Here is a 15425-nt window from a genome sequence, read left to right on the forward strand (position 1 = left end):
GACCGCGACGTCGGGCCGGCGCGCCTGGTGCAGCCCGAGCTCGTGGTCAGGGAGAGCACGGCCGCCGCTCGACCGGCCTCGGCGTAGCCGGGGACATGCGTCGGCGATCGGGGCGATGATTTCGGGCACGCGTGGGGTGCCGGCCGCTCCGGTGCGCACCACCGCGGCTCTGGACCGCTCCGCCGCCACTCCAAGCGATCACCGCCGGTGCCGGCGAGGCCGGCGAACAGGCGTTTCCGGACACGCTATGCGCTCCTCGGGCAGTTCTGTTAACGATAACACAGCGTCCCGGCCCATGGGTGAGCGTTAACAGCCGAGATTAGGTCAACAGTTAAAGCCGATGTGGCACATCCGTCAATATGGTGTTACCAGGATGTTTCGGCGTAACCGGACCGTGACCGGCACCCTCCTTGACGCAGGGTTGTGTTAACGCTCACAGTTCTTGCCAAGCAGTTGAGAGGAGCGACCGTGGGACCCAGCGTCGAGCGCCGCCCGCCCGTCATGGCCGACGTGGCCAGGCTGGCCGGAGTGTCGCACCAGACGGTCTCGCGGGTGCTCAATGATCATCCGAACGTCCGCGCAGAGACCCGCACCCGGGTCATGCGGGCCATCGACCAGCTCGGATACCGCCGCAACCTCGTCGCCCGGGCACTGGTCACCAAGCACTCGCGCACGCTGGGCGTCGTCAGCTTCGACACGACGCTGTACGGCCCGGCGAGCACGGTATACGGAATCGAGCAGGCCGCAAGGGACGCGGGCTACTTCGTGAGCATCGTGAGCCTGCGGACCATCGACAGGGCCGGCGTGAACGACGCGATCGGCTACCTCGCCGAGCAGGGCGTCGACGGCATCGTCGTCGTCGCTCCGCAGCGATCGGCGGCCCGTGCGCTCGACGACCTGCCGGCGGGCATGCCCGCCGTGGCCGTCGAGGGCTGGCATCAGGGCGACGTCTCCGTGGTGAGCGTCGACCAGGTCGAGGGAGCCAGGCTGGCGACCTCGCACCTGCTCGGCCTCGGCCACGAGACCGTCTGGCATGTCAGCGGCCCCGCCGACTGGCTGGAGGCCGAAGGGCGATGCGAGGGCTGGCGCGCGGTGCTGACCGAGGCGGGGCGCCGCGTACCCGACCTGCTGACCGGGGACTGGAGTCCTCGATCGGGCTACCAGGCCGGGAAGCACCTCGCCGCGATGGTCGGCGACGTCACCGCGGTGTTCGTCGCCAACGACCAGATGGCGCTCGGCCTGCTGCGGGCGTTCACGGAGGAGGGGGTGAAGGTCCCCGAGCAGATCAGCATCGTGGGCTTCGACGACATCCCTGAGTCGGAGTTCTTCTCCCCACCGCTCACCACCATAAGACAGGACTTCGGGGCCGTCGGCAGGCGCAGCATCGACGTGCTGCTCCGGCAGATCGAGTCGAGCGAGTCGTTGCCCCATGAACGGCTCGTGGTGCCTCCCCAGTTCGTACGAAGGGGAAGCACGACCGGCGTGCGCTAGCCGTACGGAAATCAACCAAATGATCAGCGCTGACCACCTGACCTGTGTTAGCGCTAACAGCGATGAAAGGATCCCCCCAGTGTTGAAGAGGATCTCGGCACTGATCCTGGCGGGCGTCACCGCCCTGACGATGGCCGGATGCAGCGGTGGCGGCGACGGCGACTCGTCGGCCAGCGGCGGCTCGGCCGGCGGTGGCGACGACAAGATCGTAATGGGCTTTTCCCAGGTCGGCGCGGAGAGTGGCTGGCGTACCGCCAACACCAAGTCCGTGCAGGAGTCGGCCAAGGAGGCCGGCATCGACCTGAAGTTCTCCGACGCCCAGCAGAAGCAGGAGAACCAGATCAAGGCCATCCGCTCCTACATCCAGCAGAAGGTCGACGTGATCGCCTTCTCGCCGGTCGTGGAGTCCGGCTGGGACACCGTGCTCAAGGAAGCCCAGAACGCGAAGATTCCGGTCATCCTGACCGACCGGGCCGTGGATTCCAAGGACACCAGCCTGTACAAGACCTTCCTCGGCTCCGACTTCGTCGAGGAGGGCAAGAAGGCCGGCCAGTGGCTGGTCGACGAGTACAAGGACAGCAAGGACACGGTGAACATCGTCGAGCTGCAGGGCACCACCGGCTCGGCGCCCGCGAACGACCGCAAGGCGGGCTTCTCGGAGATCATCTCGGCCGACCCGAAGTTCAAGGTCATCGCTTCGCAGAGCGGCGACTTCACCCGGGCCAAGGGCAAGGAGGTCATGGAGGCCTTCCTCAAGTCCAACCCCAAGATCGACGTGCTCTACGCGCACAACGACGACATGGGCCTCGGCGCCATCGAGGCGATCGAGGGCGCGGGCAAGGTCCCGGGCAAGGACATCAAGATCATCACCGTTGACGCGGTGCACGACGGCATGCAGGCCCTCGCCGACGGAAAGATCAACTACATCGTCGAGTGCTCCCCGCTGCTTGGCCCCCAGCTGATGGACCTCGCGAAGAAGGTCGTCAAGGGCGAGCAGGTTCCGCCGCGCGTGGTGACCGAGGAGACCACCTTCACCCAGGAGCAGGCCAAGGAGGCCCTGCCCAACCGCAAGTACTGATCGTAAGCACTGGTTTCCTCACCGGGCCGCCTCTTCCCGGGGCGGCCCGGTGCCGCGACAGTGATGAGGACGAGAGAGGGGCTCCGCTATGGCCGCGCCCGCGCCGATCCTGCGGATGAGCGGGATCGGCAAGCAGTTCCCCGGCGTCAAGGCGCTGGACGACGTCGACTTCCGGCTGTTGCCGGGAGAGGTGCACGCCCTGATGGGCGAGAACGGCGCCGGCAAGTCGACGCTCATCAAGGTGCTGACCGGCGTCTACGACATCGACGCCGGCGAGATCGAGCTGGAGGGAAGGCGGGTCGCCTTCTCCAGCCCGCTGGCCGCCCAGCAGGCGGGCATCAGCACCGTCTACCAGGAGGTCAACCTCTGCGCCAACCTCTCGGTGGCGGAGAACATCTTCATCGGCCGTGAGCCGCGCCGGCTCGGCCGGATCCAGTGGAAGAAGATGCGCCGCCGGGCGGAGGAGATCCTCTCCCGTCTCGACCTCGACCTCGACGTGTCGGCGCCGCTGTCGTCGTACTCGCTCGCCATCCAGCAGATGGTCGCGATCGCGCGGGCGGTGGACATCGACGCGAAGGTGCTCATCCTCGACGAGCCCACCTCCAGCCTGGACGCGGGGGAGGTCGCCCAGCTCTTCCGGGTGATGCGCCGGCTCAAGGAGCAGGGCATCGCGATCCTGTTCGTCTCGCACTTCCTCGACCAGATCTACGAGATCTCCGACCGCATGACGATCCTGCGCAACGGCACGCTCGTGGGGGAGTACCTCACCTCCGAGCTGAGCCAGGTCGAGCTGGTCGGCAAGATGATCGGCCGCGAGCTGGCCGACCTGGAGAAGCTCGAAGACCGCCCGCCCGCCCGTGAGGGCGCGCCGCTGGTCGAGACCGAGCTGCTGGGCCGGACCGGGGCGATCGAGCCGTTCACGCTCACCATCCACGAGGGGGAGGTCGTCGGCCTGGCCGGGCTGCTCGGCTCGGGCCGTACGGAGATCGCCCGGCTGCTGTTCGGCGCCGACCACGCGGGCACCGGCGCACTGAAGATCGACGGCCAGGCGGTCAGCCTGCGCACGCCCCGGTCGGCGGTCGCCCGCAAGATCGCCTTCTGCTCGGAGAACCGGCGGGCCGAGGGGCTCATCCCCGACCTCACGGTCCGGGAGAACATCATCCTGGCGCTGCAGGCGGCGCGGGGCTGGACCAGGCCGATCCCGCGGCGCAGGCAGGACGAGCTGGTCGAGAAGTACATCTCCGCGCTGAACATCCGCCCGGCCAATCCCGAGCAGCTCGTCAGGAACCTCAGCGGCGGCAACCAGCAGAAGGTGCTGCTGGCCCGCTGGCTGATCCTGGAGCCCCGCCTGCTCATCCTCGACGAGCCCACCCGGGGCATCGACGTCGGCGCCAAGGCGGAGATCCAGCGCCTGGTCGCCGAGTTGTCGGACGGCGGGATGGCCGTGCTGTTCATCTCCGCCGAGCTGGAGGAGGTGCTGCGGCTCAGCCACAAGGTCGGCGTGCTGCGCGACCGCCGGCTGGTCGCCGAGCTGGACAACGACGAGGGCCTCACCACCGACAGGCTCACGGAGACGATCGCGAGCGGAGCCATCTCATGACGCGGTTCCTCAGACACCGGCTGTTCTGGCCCGTTGCCATCCTGGTCGCCCTGCTGGCGCTCAACCTCGTCTTCACCGACAACTTCTTCCGGGTGCAGATGAAGGACGGCCACCTCTACGGCAGCCTCATCGACATCGTCCGCTTCGGCGCTCCGCTGATCCTCGTCTCGCTCGGCATGACGCTCGTCATCGCCACCAGCGGCATCGACCTGTCGGTCGGCTCGGTCGTCGCCATCGCCGGCGCGCTGGCCTGTCTGCGGATCAGCGACCTGGACGACCAGAACTCGATCGGCGGGGTCCTCGCGGCGGTCGGGATCGCGCTGGCGCTCTCGGTGGCGCTCGGCGTGTGGAACGGCCTCCTGGTCGCGGGCATCGGCATCCAGCCCATCATCGCCACGCTGATCCTGATGGTCGCCGGGCGCGGGCTGGCCCAGCTCATCACCGACGGCCAGATCACCACGGTCAACAGCTCGCCGTACAAGCTGATCGGCGGCGGCTACTGGCTCACGCTGCCGTTCTCGATCATCATCGTGGCGGTCGTGCTCGCGCTCACCGCCTTCCTCACCCGGCGCCTCGCGCTGGGCCTGCTCATCGAGTCGGTCGGCGGCAACGCCGAGGCGAGCCGCCTGTCGGGCATCAGCGCCCGCGGCGTGCTCATCACGGTGTACACGTTCTGCGCGCTGTGCGCGGGCATCGCCGGGCTGATGATCAGCTCGAACGTCTCCAGCGCCGACGGCAACAACGCCGGCCTGTGGATCGAGCTCGACGCCATCCTCGCCGTCGTGATCGGCGGCACCTCCCTGGCGGGCGGCCGCTTCTCGCTCGGCGGCACGGTGCTCGGCGCGCTCATCATCCAGACGCTGACCACCACCATCTACTCGATCGGCGTCCCGCCGGAGACCACGCTGCTGTTCAAGGCGCTCGTGGTGACGATCGTCTGCCTGCTGCAGTCCCCGGCCTTCCGCGAGAAGGTGTTCCACCGCCGCAGGCGCCCGCAGTCGCCGAGCCCGGTGACCGAAGAGAAGGTGAGGGTCTCGGCATGACGAGCGTGACCGGTCTGCTGGACCTCCGCCGCACGGTCCCGCAGAAGTACATCCCCGTCATGGTGACGGCGGGCCTGTTCGTCGCGATGTTCGTCGCGGGCGGCATCCGCTACGAGGGCTTCGCCACCGGGCAGATCGTCCTCAACGTCTTCATCGACAACGCCTTCCTGCTGGTGGTCGCGGTCGGGATGACGTTCGTGATCCTCACCGGGGGCATCGACCTGTCCGTCGGATCGGTGGTCGGGCTCTCCACGATGGTCAGCGCCAGCCTGCTGAAGGACGGCTGGCCGGCGTTCGGGGTCATGGCCCTGGTGCTGGTGATCGGCGCGGTGCTCGGCCTGGGCATGGGCGCGATCATCCACTACTTCGAGATCCAGCCGTTCATCGTGACGCTCGCCGGGATGTTCCTCGCCCGGGGCCTGTGCTACACGATCAGCACCGACTCGATCCCGATCGAGAACGCGACGTTCACGGCGATCGCCCAGACGCGGGTCGACCTCGGCGGCGACATGTGGGTCTCGCCGAGCGTGCTGATCGCGCTCGTGGTCGTGCTGGCCGCGGCGTACGTGCTGCACTACACCCGGCTGGGGCGCAACGTGTACGCCACGGGAGGCAGCGAGCAGTCGGCCCTGCTGATGGGCCTCCCGGTGGCCCGGACGAAGATCGCCGTCTACACCGTCAGCGGGTTCTGCTCGGCGCTCGGCGGCCTGCTGTTCGCCTTCTACTCGCTGTCGGGATACGGGCTGAGCGCCGTCGGGATGGAGCTGGACGCGATCGCCGCGGTCGTCATCGGCGGCACGCTGCTCACCGGCGGCAGCGGCTACCTGCTCGGCACCGTGCTCGGTGTGCTCGTGCTCGGCCTGATCCAGACGATCATCAGTTTCGAGGGCACGCTGAGCTCGTGGTGGACCAAGATCTTCATCGGCCTGCTGCTCTTCGCCTTCATCCTGCTGCAGCGGCTGATCACCGCCAGGCGCAGATAGCGCGGGCGGGTCCGGGTCCCCCTCTCCCTTCTCCCTGGTTTGGAGTGCTTGTGAGCGCTAACAGCGAGCGTTACGTCATCGGCGTCGACTACGGCACACTGTCCGGCCGTGCCGTGGTGGTGCGGGTGAGTGACGGCGAGGAAGTGGGCGGCGCCGTCCACGAGTACGCCCATCGGGTGATCGAGGAGGCGCTGCCGGGCTCGGGGGTCCGCCTCGGGCCCGACTGGGCGCTGCAGTCGCCGGCGGACTGGATCGACGTGCTTCGGCACGCGGTGCCGAAGGCCCTGGCCGCCGCGCAGGTCCCGGCCGAGCGGGTGGTCGGCATCGGCACCGACTTCACCGCCTGCACGATCCTGCCCGTCACCGCCGACGGCCACCCGCTGTGCGAGCGCTTCCCCGAGCGGCCGCACGCCTGGCCGAAGCTCTGGAAGCACCACGCGGCCCAGCCCCACGCCGACCGGATCAACGCCCTGGCCGCCGAACGCGGCGAGCCGTGGCTGCCGCGGTACGGCGGCAAGATCTCCTCGGAGTGGCAGTTCGCCAAGGGCCTGCAACTGCTGGAGGAGGACCCGGAGCTCTACGGCCTGGCCGACCGGTGGATCGAGGCGGCCGACTGGATCATCTGGCAGCTCGCCGGCGTGGAGACCCGCAACGTCTGCACCGCCGGATACAAGGGGATCTTCCAGGACGGCGCCTACCCGTCGGAGGACTTCCTGGCCGCGCTCAATCCCGGCTTCGCGGGCTTCGCCGGGAAGCTGGGCGCCGACCTCGCGCCGCTCGGCGGTCTCGCCGGCCGGCTGACCGCGCGGGCGGCCGAGTGGACGGGGCTGCCCGAGGGGATCGCCGTCGCGGTCGGCAACGTCGACGCCCACGTCACCGCGGCCGCGGCCGACGCCGTGCGCCCCGGCCAGATGGTCGCCATCATGGGCACGTCCACCTGCCACGTCATGTGCTCCGACCAGCTCGCCGAGGTGCCCGGCATGTGCGGGGTGGTGCGTGACGGCATCGTCCCCGGGCTGTGGGGCTACGAGGCGGGCCAGTCCGCCGTCGGCGACATCTTCGCCTGGTTCGTGGACAACTGCGTGCCCGCGTCGTACGCCGAGCGGGCCGCGGAGGCGGGGCTCGGGCTGCACGAGTACCTGACCTCGCTCGCGGACGGGCAGAAGGTCGGGCAGCACGGGCTGGTCGCGCTCGACTGGCACGGCGGCAACCGTTCGGTCCTCGTCGACCACACCCTGTCGGGGGTCGTCGTCGGGCAGACGCTCGCCACCCGTCCCGAGGACGTCTACCGCGCGCTCATCGAGGCCACCGCGTACGGCGCGCGCACGATCGTGGAGACCTTCGAGGCCGCCGGGGTGCCGGTCGAGGAGTTCGTGGTCGCCGGCGGCCTGCTGAAGAACCGGTTCCTCATGCAGATCTACGCCGACGTGCTGCGCCGCCCGCTGTCGGTGATCGGCTCCGACCAGGGACCGGCGCTGGGATCGGCGATCCACGCCGCCGTCGCCGCCGGGGACTACCCCGACATCACCGCCGCCGCGGCGGCGATGGGCAAGCGCGAGACCGCGGTGTACGCGCCCGACAAGGAGCGTGCCGACGCCTACGACCGGCTGTACGCCGAGTACCGGAGGCTGCACGACCACTTCGCGGACGGTGATCTCCTGCACCGGCTCCGCGCGATCAGGAACGAGGCCAGTGCATGATCGAAGAACTGCGCAGGACCGTGTGCCGGCTCCACGCCGAGCTGGTGCGGTACGGCCTGGTGGTGTGGACGGCGGGCAACGTCTCGGGGCGGGTGCCCGGGGAGGACCTGTTCGTCATCAAGCCGAGCGGCGTGTCGTACGACGACCTGACGCCCGAGTCGATCGTGGTGTGCGACCTGGACGGCAATCTCGTCGAGGGCGACCTCGCGCCCTCCAGCGACACGGCCGCGCACGCCTACGTCTACCGGCACATGCCGGAGGTGAACGGCGTGGTGCACACGCACTCCACGTACGCCTCGGCCTGGTCGGCCCGCGGGGAGGCGATCCCGTGCGTGCTCACCGCCATGGCCGACGAGTTCGGCGGCGAGATCCCCGTCGGGCCGTTCGCGCTGATCGGCAACGACGACATCGGCAAGGGGATCGTGGAGACCTTGACAGGTCACCGTTCCCGTGCGGTGCTGATGCAGAACCACGGAGTGTTCACCATCGGGGAGTCGCCGAAGGCGGCGGTCAAGGCCGCCGTCATGTGCGAGGACGTCGCCCGCACCGTCCACCTCTCCCGCCAGCTCGGTGAGCCGCTGCCGATCGCCCCCGGCGACGTCGACAGCTTGTACGACCGCTATCAGAACGTCTACGGACAGAGGAGTCACCTGTGAGGTTTTGGTTCCTGACCGGCAGCCAGGGCCTGTACGGCGAGGACACGCTGCGGCAGGTGGCCGAGCAGTCCCAGCGCATCGCCGAGACCCTCGGCGAGGGGCTGCCGTTCGAGCTCGAGTGGCGGCCCGTGCTCACCGACGCGGCGGCGATCCGCCGGGTGTGCCTGGAGGCGAACGCCGACGACGAGTGCATCGGCCTGATCGCGTGGATGCACACGTTCTCCCCGGCCAAGATGTGGATCGCGGGCCTCGACGCGCTGCGCAAGCCGCTGCTCCACCTGCACACGCAGGCCAACGTGGAGCTGCCGTGGAGCTCCATCGACATGGACTTCATGAACCTCAACCAGGCGGCTCACGGCGACCGCGAGTTCGGCTACATCCAGTCCCGGCTGGGCGTGCCGCGCAAGACCGTCGCCGGGCACGTCAGCGACCCCGCGGTGGTGGCGCGGATCGGCACCTGGGCGCGGGCGGCGGCCGGCCGGGCCGAGGTCGGCTCGCTGCGCCTGGCCCGCTTCGGCGACAACATGCGCGACGTGGCGGTGACCGAGGGCGACAAGGTCGAGGCGCAGCTGCGGTTCGGGGTGTCGGTGAACACCTACGGCGTCAACGAGCTGGTCGAGGCCGTGGACGCCGCCTCGGACGCCGACGTCTCCGCCCTGGTCAAGGAGTACGACGACCTCTACCGGATGGCGCCGGAGCTGCGCGTGGGCGGCGACCGGCACGAGTCGCTGCGCTACGCGGCGCGCATCGAGCTGGGCCTGCGCCACTTCCTGGAGGGCGGCGACTTCAAGGCCTTCACCACCAACTTCGAGGACCTCGGCGGGCTGCGCCAGCTTCCCGGCCTGGCCGTGCAGCGGCTGATGGCCGACGGCTACGGCTTCGGCGGCGAGGGCGACTGGAAGACGTCGGTGCTGCTCCGCACGCTCAAGGTGATGTCGACGGGCCTGCCCGGCGGCACCTCCTTCATGGAGGACTACACCTATCACCTCACCCCCGGCGAGGAGGTCATCCTCGGCGCGCACATGCTGGAGGTCTGCCCGACGATCGCGTCGGACACCCCCTCCTGCGAGATCCACCCGCTCGGCATCGGCGGACGCGAGGACCCGGTCCGGCTCGTGTTCGACGCCGAGCCCGGCTCCGCCGTGGTGGTCGGCCTGTCCGACATGGGGGACCGGTTCCGGCTGGTGGCCAACGAGATCGACGTGGTCGCCCCGCCCGAGCCGCTGCCGGCCCTGCCGGTCGCGCGGGCCGTCTGGCGGCCCCGGCCCGACCTGCGCACCTCCGCCGAGTCCTGGATCACCGCGGGCGCCCCGCACCACACCGTCCTGTCGTCGGCCGTCGGGGCGGAGGAGCTCACCGACTTCGCCGACATGCTCGGCGTCGAACTGCTCGTCATCGACGAGGCGACCACTCCCCGGCAGTTCGCGAAGGAACTGCGGTGGAACCAGGCCTACTACCGGCTCGCGCAGGGATTCTGACGTCCGCACGGGCCCTTCCCGCTTCCCAGGGGCTTCCCGGGGAGGGGCCCGTCCGCCGGTTACCCGCCTCCGCGCGGACTCCTATACACTGGCTGCGTCGCACGGGGCTATAGCGCAGCTGGTAGCGCACCTCCATGGCATGGAGGGGGTCTGGGGTTCGAGTCCCCATAGCTCCACAGACAGGATCGCCGAGGGGCGGTCGGACGCGTTTCACGCGGTCCGGCCGCCCTTCGTCGTCGTTCCCCCGGGCCGGCGGCCGTGCCGGCCGCATAAGGGTTGACAATGATCATTGACTCGGATTCCTGGCGAAAAGCCTAAATAGCTTCGGTATGTCTTGACTTGATCGGGCGAAGCCCCCTATCTAGAAGAAAGCAAATACAGCTGATCACCAATGGCGGCCATGATGACAATCGAGTCAGGACCGGACAATCCGCGTCGGGAGTACCGAGCCATGCAGGCCGAGGCGTTCAATCGCATCGGCGCCCGGTACGACGAGGCGTTCCCACACAAGGAGGGACAGGTCGCCGCCGGTGAATGGTTGATCAAGCAGCTCCAGCCGGGAGCGCGGGTCCTCGACGTGGGCTGCGGCACCGGCGCTCCCACCGCTCAGCAGTTCGCCGAGGCGGGCTGCGAGGTCACCGGCATCGACATCTCCCCGGTCATGCTCGACCTGGCCAGGAAGAACGTGCCGGTCGGCACGTTCTTCGAGACCGACGTGCTCGACCTCGACGCCTCGCTCGGCACGTTCGACGCCGTGACGGCCTTCTTCAGCCTGCTCATGCTGCCCCGGCCCCAGATCGAGCGGGCGCTCGGCCGGATCCACGCCGTGCTCGCGCCCGGCGGCCTGTTCTCGCTGAGCATGGTGGAGATCGACCTCGACGACGTGCCCTTCCAGTTCCTCGGCGCGCCGGTGCGGGTGACGGGGTATCTGCGCGACGAGTTGCGCGAGATCGTCGAGGCCGCGGGATTCACCGTGCTGTCGGAGAACCACATCTCGTACGCGCCGGCGACCACGCAGGCGCCGCCGGAGATCCAGCTCTTCGTCAACTGCCGGCGTGACCATCGCTGAACGGCCGAATCCGTGTGGGGAGACGGTGAGCCGTCGACCATGCTGCACGACGTCAGCGCGATCGCCCGGGCCGTGGGCGACAGCTCCGGCCCGGAGGAGGCGACCAGGGCCCTCTGCGAGGCGGCGGTGCCGGGGCTGGCCGACGCCGCCGCGGTCTACGTGGACGGCGCCGTCTGGCACCGGGTCGATCCCGGCGACCGGCTCCCGTCGCGATGGGCGGGCCACGAAACCGGTGACGACGCCGGTGAGGAGGCCGGTGAGACCGCCCTGCTCGACGGGCGCCTGCTCGCCGTGCCGCTCCGGGCGTACGGGACGGTCGTGGGCTGCGCGCTGCTGGCGCGCGACGCCGGGCGGCCGCCCTTCGGCCCCGCGGACCTGTTCGCCGCGGGACAGATCGCCGTTCCCGCCGCACTCACGATCTTCCACGGCCGGCGGGACCGCCGCCAGGTCGAGATCGTCGAGACGCTGGAGCGTGACATGCGCCCGGGCGCCCCGCCCGACCTGCCCGGGCTGGAGATCTCCTACCGGTACCGGCCGGCCGCCGAGCGGGTGGGCGGCGACTGGTACGACGTGATCCCCCTGCCGGGCAGCAGGGTGGCCCTGGTCGTCGGCGACGTGATGGGCCACGGACCGGCCGCCGCGGCCGTGATGGGCCGGCTGCGCACGGTCGTGCAGACCCTGGCCGCGCTCGACCTCCCGGCCGAGCAGGTGCTCCACTCGCTGGACGAGGTGGCGCAGCGGCTGGCCGAGCAGACCATCACGACCTGCGTCTACTGCGTGTACGACCCGGTGCTGCGCCGGTGCACGATCGCGAGCGCGGGCCACCTGCCGCCGATCCTCCTGGGCGCGGACGGCCGGGCGGAGGTGCTGTCGCCGCCCCGGTGCCCGCCGATCGGCGGGCTGGGCCGCACCCCGTTCGAGACGATGGAGATCGCGGCGGAGGACGGCAGCATGCTCGTCCTCTACACCGACGGGCTCGTGGAGGAACGCGGGGAGGACATCGGCCAGAAGGTGGAGGACCTGCGCCGCCGACTGTCGGACGGGACCTCGATCGAGGACCTGACCGACGCCGTGCTGTCGGCCGCCCGGGCCGACGACGTCACCATGCTGGCCATCCGCTTCCGCGGCATTCCGAGCGAGCACGTCGCCCAGTGGATGATGGAGCCCCAGCCGATGACGCCGTCGCGGGTCCGCGGCCTGGTCCGCCGTACGCTCGACGCGTGGGGTCTCGCGTCGATGACCCCCGTGGCCGAGCTGCTCGTGTCGGAGCTCGTCACCAACGCCGTACGGCAGACGTCGCGGCCCATCACGATCAGGCTGCTGCGCACCGACCATCTGCTGTGCGAGGTCAGCGACGACAACCACCGTCTGCCGGTGCAGCGGGAGCCCGGGCTGCTCGACGAGGACGGCAGGGGGCTCTACCTCGTCGGCCAGCTCGCCGGGCACTGGGGGGCGAGCCGGGTCGCGGGAGGCAAGACCGTGTGGTTCTCGATGCCGATCCCCGGCTGACGGGATCTCCCCGGGGCGGGCCCGCTGACCGGTTTTCGGTTAGGCGCTGCCCCGGAAGTCCTATACACTGGCGACGCGCCGCCGGGCGGCGTGGGTAAGGGGCTATAGCGCAGCTGGTAGCGCACCTCCATGGCATGGAGGGGGTCTGGGGTTCGAGTCCCCATAGCTCCACCACTGCTGAATCATCTCAGGAGCCGTCCTCCGTCGGGGGGCGGCTCTCGGTGTCCCGGCCGGTCAGTGGCCCGTGCGTACGAAGGCGACGGCGTCCAGCGGGACGGCGTGCCCCTCGGGGTCGGTGAAGGACACGTCCAGCCGCGCCCCGGTCCGCCGATCGCGGCGTTCGACCGTCGGTCCCGCGAGCCGGGGCACGTGACGGTCCCCCCATTGCTGCAGCGCTCCGAGGATCACGAGCGCGTCGCGGCCCGAATCGGTCAGGTGGTACTCGTACCTGGTTCGGGCTCCGGTGTCGCGGTAGGGCCGCTTCTCGACGACGCCCGCACCGGCGAGCGTCGCCAGCCGGGTGGTCAGCAGGTTCGTGGCGATCCCCAGGCGCTGCTGGATGTCGGCGAAGCGGACGACTCCCGTGTGCAGCTCCCGCAGTATCAGCGGCGTCCACCGCTCTCCGAGGAGGGTCACCGCCCGCTCGATGGAGCACGTCATCGAGTCAGGGAGTTCGGTGGTCGTCATCGCACGCCTCGCTCGCTCGTCGTCGGTGGGGTCCAGGCTAGCCGGGGAATGCTGGCTTGCAATTTTAAAGTTAGATCTCTACCGTGGACGCCAAGCCGTCGAGGGATGGAGACACAATGAGGATCGAAGGATCGGCCGCGCTGGTCACGGGCGCGAACCGCGGGCTGGGACGACGGCTCGCAGCCGCGCTGCTGGACCGTGGTGCCGCCAAGGTGTACGCGGCGGCGCGCAGGCCGGAGACGGTCGACCTGCCGGGCGTGGTGCCGCTCGCCCTGGACATCACCGACCCCGCGTCCGTCCGGGCCGCCGCCGAGCGGGCCCGCGATGTGAACCTGCTGATCAACAACGCGGGGATCTCCACGGGCTCGTCGTTCCTCGCCGGTGCGCTCGACGACATCCGCCTGGAGATGGAGACGCACTACTTCGGCACGCTCGCCATGGCTCGTGAGTTCGCCCCTGTCCTGGGCCGCAACGGGGGCGGCGCGATCCTCAACGTGCTGTCGGTGCTGTCGTGGTTCACCGCCCCGCAGGTGGCCGGCTACTCCGCGGCCAAGGCCGCCGCGCTGCAGCTCACCAACAGCCTCCGCCTCGAACTGAAAAATCAGGGCACGCTCGTCACGGCGCTGCACGTCGGATACATGGACACCGACATGGCCGCCCACGTCGACGGACCCAAGATCGACCCGGCGGAGGTCGCCGCCCAGGCCCTGCAGGGGATCGAGCAGGGGAGCTTCGAGGTGGTCGCCGACGACACGAGCCGCCAGGTGCGGGCCATGCTGTCCGGCGACGTGGCCGGCCTGTATCCGCAGCTGGCATCCTGAAAGGCGGGCACATGATCACACGCGGGCCGGGTAGGGGCGAGTGCCATGAAGAGAATCCTTCAGCTCGTCGTCACCCGCTGGCTGGCCCGTACGCCGATCGGGATGGTCGTGCTCGGCCTCGGCTGGCTGTTCGCCCGCAAGCGGCGTTCGGACCAGCGGCAGCAGTCGCAGACCCAGGTGCGCCGCGCGCCGGGCCGCCGGTCGGACGACCGGTACGACCGGCGGAGGCCGGTCGCGGGCGCCCGCCGCTGATCACCCGTCAGGAGAGCGCGGCGGGGGTGCGGAACGTCTGCCGGTAGGCGAGCGGGGACACCCCGACGGCGGCGTTCAGGTGCTGCCGGAGCGAGACCGCGCTGCCGAACCCCGCCTTCCTGGCGATCGCGTCGACCGGCAGGTCGGTGGTCTCCAGCAGATGCCGGGCGTGCGCGACGCGCTGCCCGGCGAGCCACCTGGCCGGGCTGAGGCCGGTCTCCTCCCGGAACCGCCGGGTGAAGGTCCGCACGCTCATGCGGGCGTGCGCGGCGAGGGCGGCCAGGTTGACCGGTTCCTCCAGATGTTCCAGCATCCACGCCCGGGTGGGGGCGGTGGTCGTCCCCACCGGGTCGGGCAGCGGCCGCTCGATGTACTGGGCCTGACCGCCCTCCCGGAACGGCGGCGTCACGCACCGGCGGGCGGTGCGGTTGGCCACCTCGGTGCCGTGGTCGCGCCGGATCACGTGCAGGCACAGGTCGATGCCGGCCGCCACCCCGGCCGAGGTCAGCACGTCGCCGTCGTCGATGAACAGCACGTCCGGATCGAGCCGTACGCGGGGGAAGAGGGCGCGGAAGGCCGCGGCGTTGCGCCAGTGGGTCGTCGCGGGCCGCCCGTCCAGCAGACCGGCCGCGGCGAGCACGAAGGCGCCGGTGCAGATCGAGATCAGCCGGGCCCGCCCGGCGACCGCCCGCAGCGCCTCGCGCACCTCCTCGTCGAGCGTGCCGTCCCTCAGCGCGCGACCGTCGTGCACGCCCGGCACCACCACTGTGTGCGCCGTGGCGAGCACGTCCAGGTCGTGGTCGGGGAGGACGCGGTAGCCCGCCCGGGTCCGCACCGGCCGGGCGCCGGGGGAGCAGGTGACGACCTCGTAGAGCGGCCCCCGTTCGGAGTCGCGGCCGGGGTCACGGTCGCGGGCGGCGAGGAACACCTGCCCGGGGATGCCCAGGTCGAGCGACGCGAAGTGGTCCAGGACCAGGACGGCGACCCGGTGTACGGGTGGGCGCACGGCTGGGTGCGTGACCGGAGGCATGGCCGGATTCTTTCACATGTTGACCTCC

At 70.3% G+C, this 15425-nt stretch carries 14 protein-coding genes and 2 tRNA genes; 14 read left to right on the top strand and 2 right to left on the bottom strand.

Annotated features, from left to right (window positions below; genetic code table 11):
* Positions 1-501: 501 nt before the first annotated feature.
* The 12 genes from Mam01_RS09630 (at position 502) to Mam01_RS09685 (ending at position 12781) form a co-directional block, all read left to right on the top strand.
* A complete protein-coding gene (locus tag Mam01_RS09630) occupies positions 502-1491 on the top strand; it encodes a LacI family DNA-binding transcriptional regulator (protein ID WP_204285261.1) in 990 nt (329 codons plus the stop codon).
* 79 nt (positions 1492-1570) lie between these two features.
* Positions 1571-2569: an ABC transporter substrate-binding protein gene (locus tag Mam01_RS09635; RefSeq protein ID WP_204285046.1), complete on the top strand. Its 999-nt coding sequence runs from the start codon at positions 1571-1573 to the stop codon at positions 2567-2569.
* A gap of 88 nt (positions 2570-2657) precedes the next feature.
* A complete protein-coding gene (locus tag Mam01_RS09640) occupies positions 2658-4169 on the top strand; it encodes a sugar ABC transporter ATP-binding protein (RefSeq protein WP_204285047.1) in 1512 nt (503 codons plus the stop codon).
* Positions 4166-5212 (top strand): ABC transporter permease, encoded by a 1047-nt coding sequence (locus tag Mam01_RS09645; RefSeq protein WP_204285048.1) that lies wholly within the window; start codon positions 4166-4168, stop codon positions 5210-5212. The genes Mam01_RS09640 and Mam01_RS09645 overlap by 4 nt, the downstream gene beginning before the upstream one ends.
* Positions 5209-6195 (top strand): galactofuranose ABC transporter, permease protein YjfF, encoded by a 987-nt coding sequence (gene yjfF / locus Mam01_RS09650; protein WP_150932493.1) that lies wholly within the window; start codon positions 5209-5211, stop codon positions 6193-6195. Before Mam01_RS09645 ends, yjfF begins: the two co-directional genes overlap by 4 nt.
* Positions 6196-6245: 50 nt before the next feature.
* Positions 6246-7895, top strand: coding sequence for a ribulokinase (gene araB, locus Mam01_RS09655; RefSeq protein ID WP_150932491.1), 1650 nt, complete (start codon positions 6246-6248; stop codon positions 7893-7895).
* Positions 7892-8551 (top strand): L-ribulose-5-phosphate 4-epimerase, encoded by a 660-nt coding sequence (locus tag Mam01_RS09660; protein ID WP_204285049.1) that lies wholly within the window; start codon positions 7892-7894, stop codon positions 8549-8551. Before araB ends, Mam01_RS09660 begins: the two co-directional genes overlap by 4 nt.
* The gene (gene araA, locus Mam01_RS09665; RefSeq protein ID WP_204285050.1) at positions 8548-10029 is read left to right on the top strand and encodes an L-arabinose isomerase; all 1482 of its coding nucleotides are present in this window, start codon (positions 8548-8550) and stop codon (positions 10027-10029) included. Before Mam01_RS09660 ends, araA begins: the two co-directional genes overlap by 4 nt.
* 103 nt (positions 10030-10132) lie before the next feature.
* Positions 10133-10205 (top strand) — tRNA-Ala (locus Mam01_RS09670).
* Positions 10206-10480: 275 nt separating this feature from the next.
* The gene (locus Mam01_RS09675; protein WP_225311250.1) at positions 10481-11098 is read left to right on the top strand and encodes a class I SAM-dependent methyltransferase; all 618 of its coding nucleotides are present in this window, start codon (positions 10481-10483) and stop codon (positions 11096-11098) included.
* A 39-nt stretch (positions 11099-11137) separates the two neighbouring features.
* A complete protein-coding gene (locus Mam01_RS09680; RefSeq protein ID WP_204285052.1) occupies positions 11138-12607 on the top strand; it encodes an ATP-binding SpoIIE family protein phosphatase in 1470 nt (489 codons plus the stop codon).
* 98 nt (positions 12608-12705) lie between these two features.
* Positions 12706-12781, top strand: a tRNA-Ala gene (locus tag Mam01_RS09685).
* 60 nt (positions 12782-12841) lie between these two features.
* Here Mam01_RS09685 and Mam01_RS09690 read toward each other — a convergent pair.
* On the bottom strand, positions 12842-13294 hold the full coding sequence (locus Mam01_RS09690) for a winged helix-turn-helix transcriptional regulator (protein WP_204285053.1): 453 nt from the start codon (positions 13292-13294) through the stop codon (positions 12842-12844).
* Between the two features lie 116 nt (positions 13295-13410).
* Here Mam01_RS09690 and Mam01_RS09695 point away from each other — a divergent pair, with 116 nt between their 5' ends.
* Complete coding sequence (locus Mam01_RS09695; protein WP_204285054.1) at positions 13411-14115, top strand: SDR family oxidoreductase; 705 nt, start codon at positions 13411-13413, stop codon at positions 14113-14115.
* Between the two features lie 45 nt (positions 14116-14160).
* A complete protein-coding gene (locus Mam01_RS09700) occupies positions 14161-14367 on the top strand; it encodes a DUF6203 family protein (RefSeq protein ID WP_204285055.1) in 207 nt (68 codons plus the stop codon).
* A 7-nt stretch (positions 14368-14374) separates the two neighbouring features.
* On the opposite strand, the gene Mam01_RS09705 is transcribed toward Mam01_RS09700, so the two are convergent.
* On the bottom strand, positions 14375-15373 hold the full coding sequence (locus tag Mam01_RS09705; RefSeq protein ID WP_239101173.1) for a GlxA family transcriptional regulator: 999 nt from the start codon (positions 15371-15373) through the stop codon (positions 14375-14377).
* Between the last annotated feature and the right edge of the window lie 52 nt (positions 15374-15425).

The sequence above is a fragment of the Microbispora amethystogenes genome (assembly GCF_016863015.1).
In the GTDB taxonomy this organism is placed as follows: domain Bacteria; phylum Actinomycetota; class Actinomycetes; order Streptosporangiales; family Streptosporangiaceae; genus Microbispora; species Microbispora amethystogenes.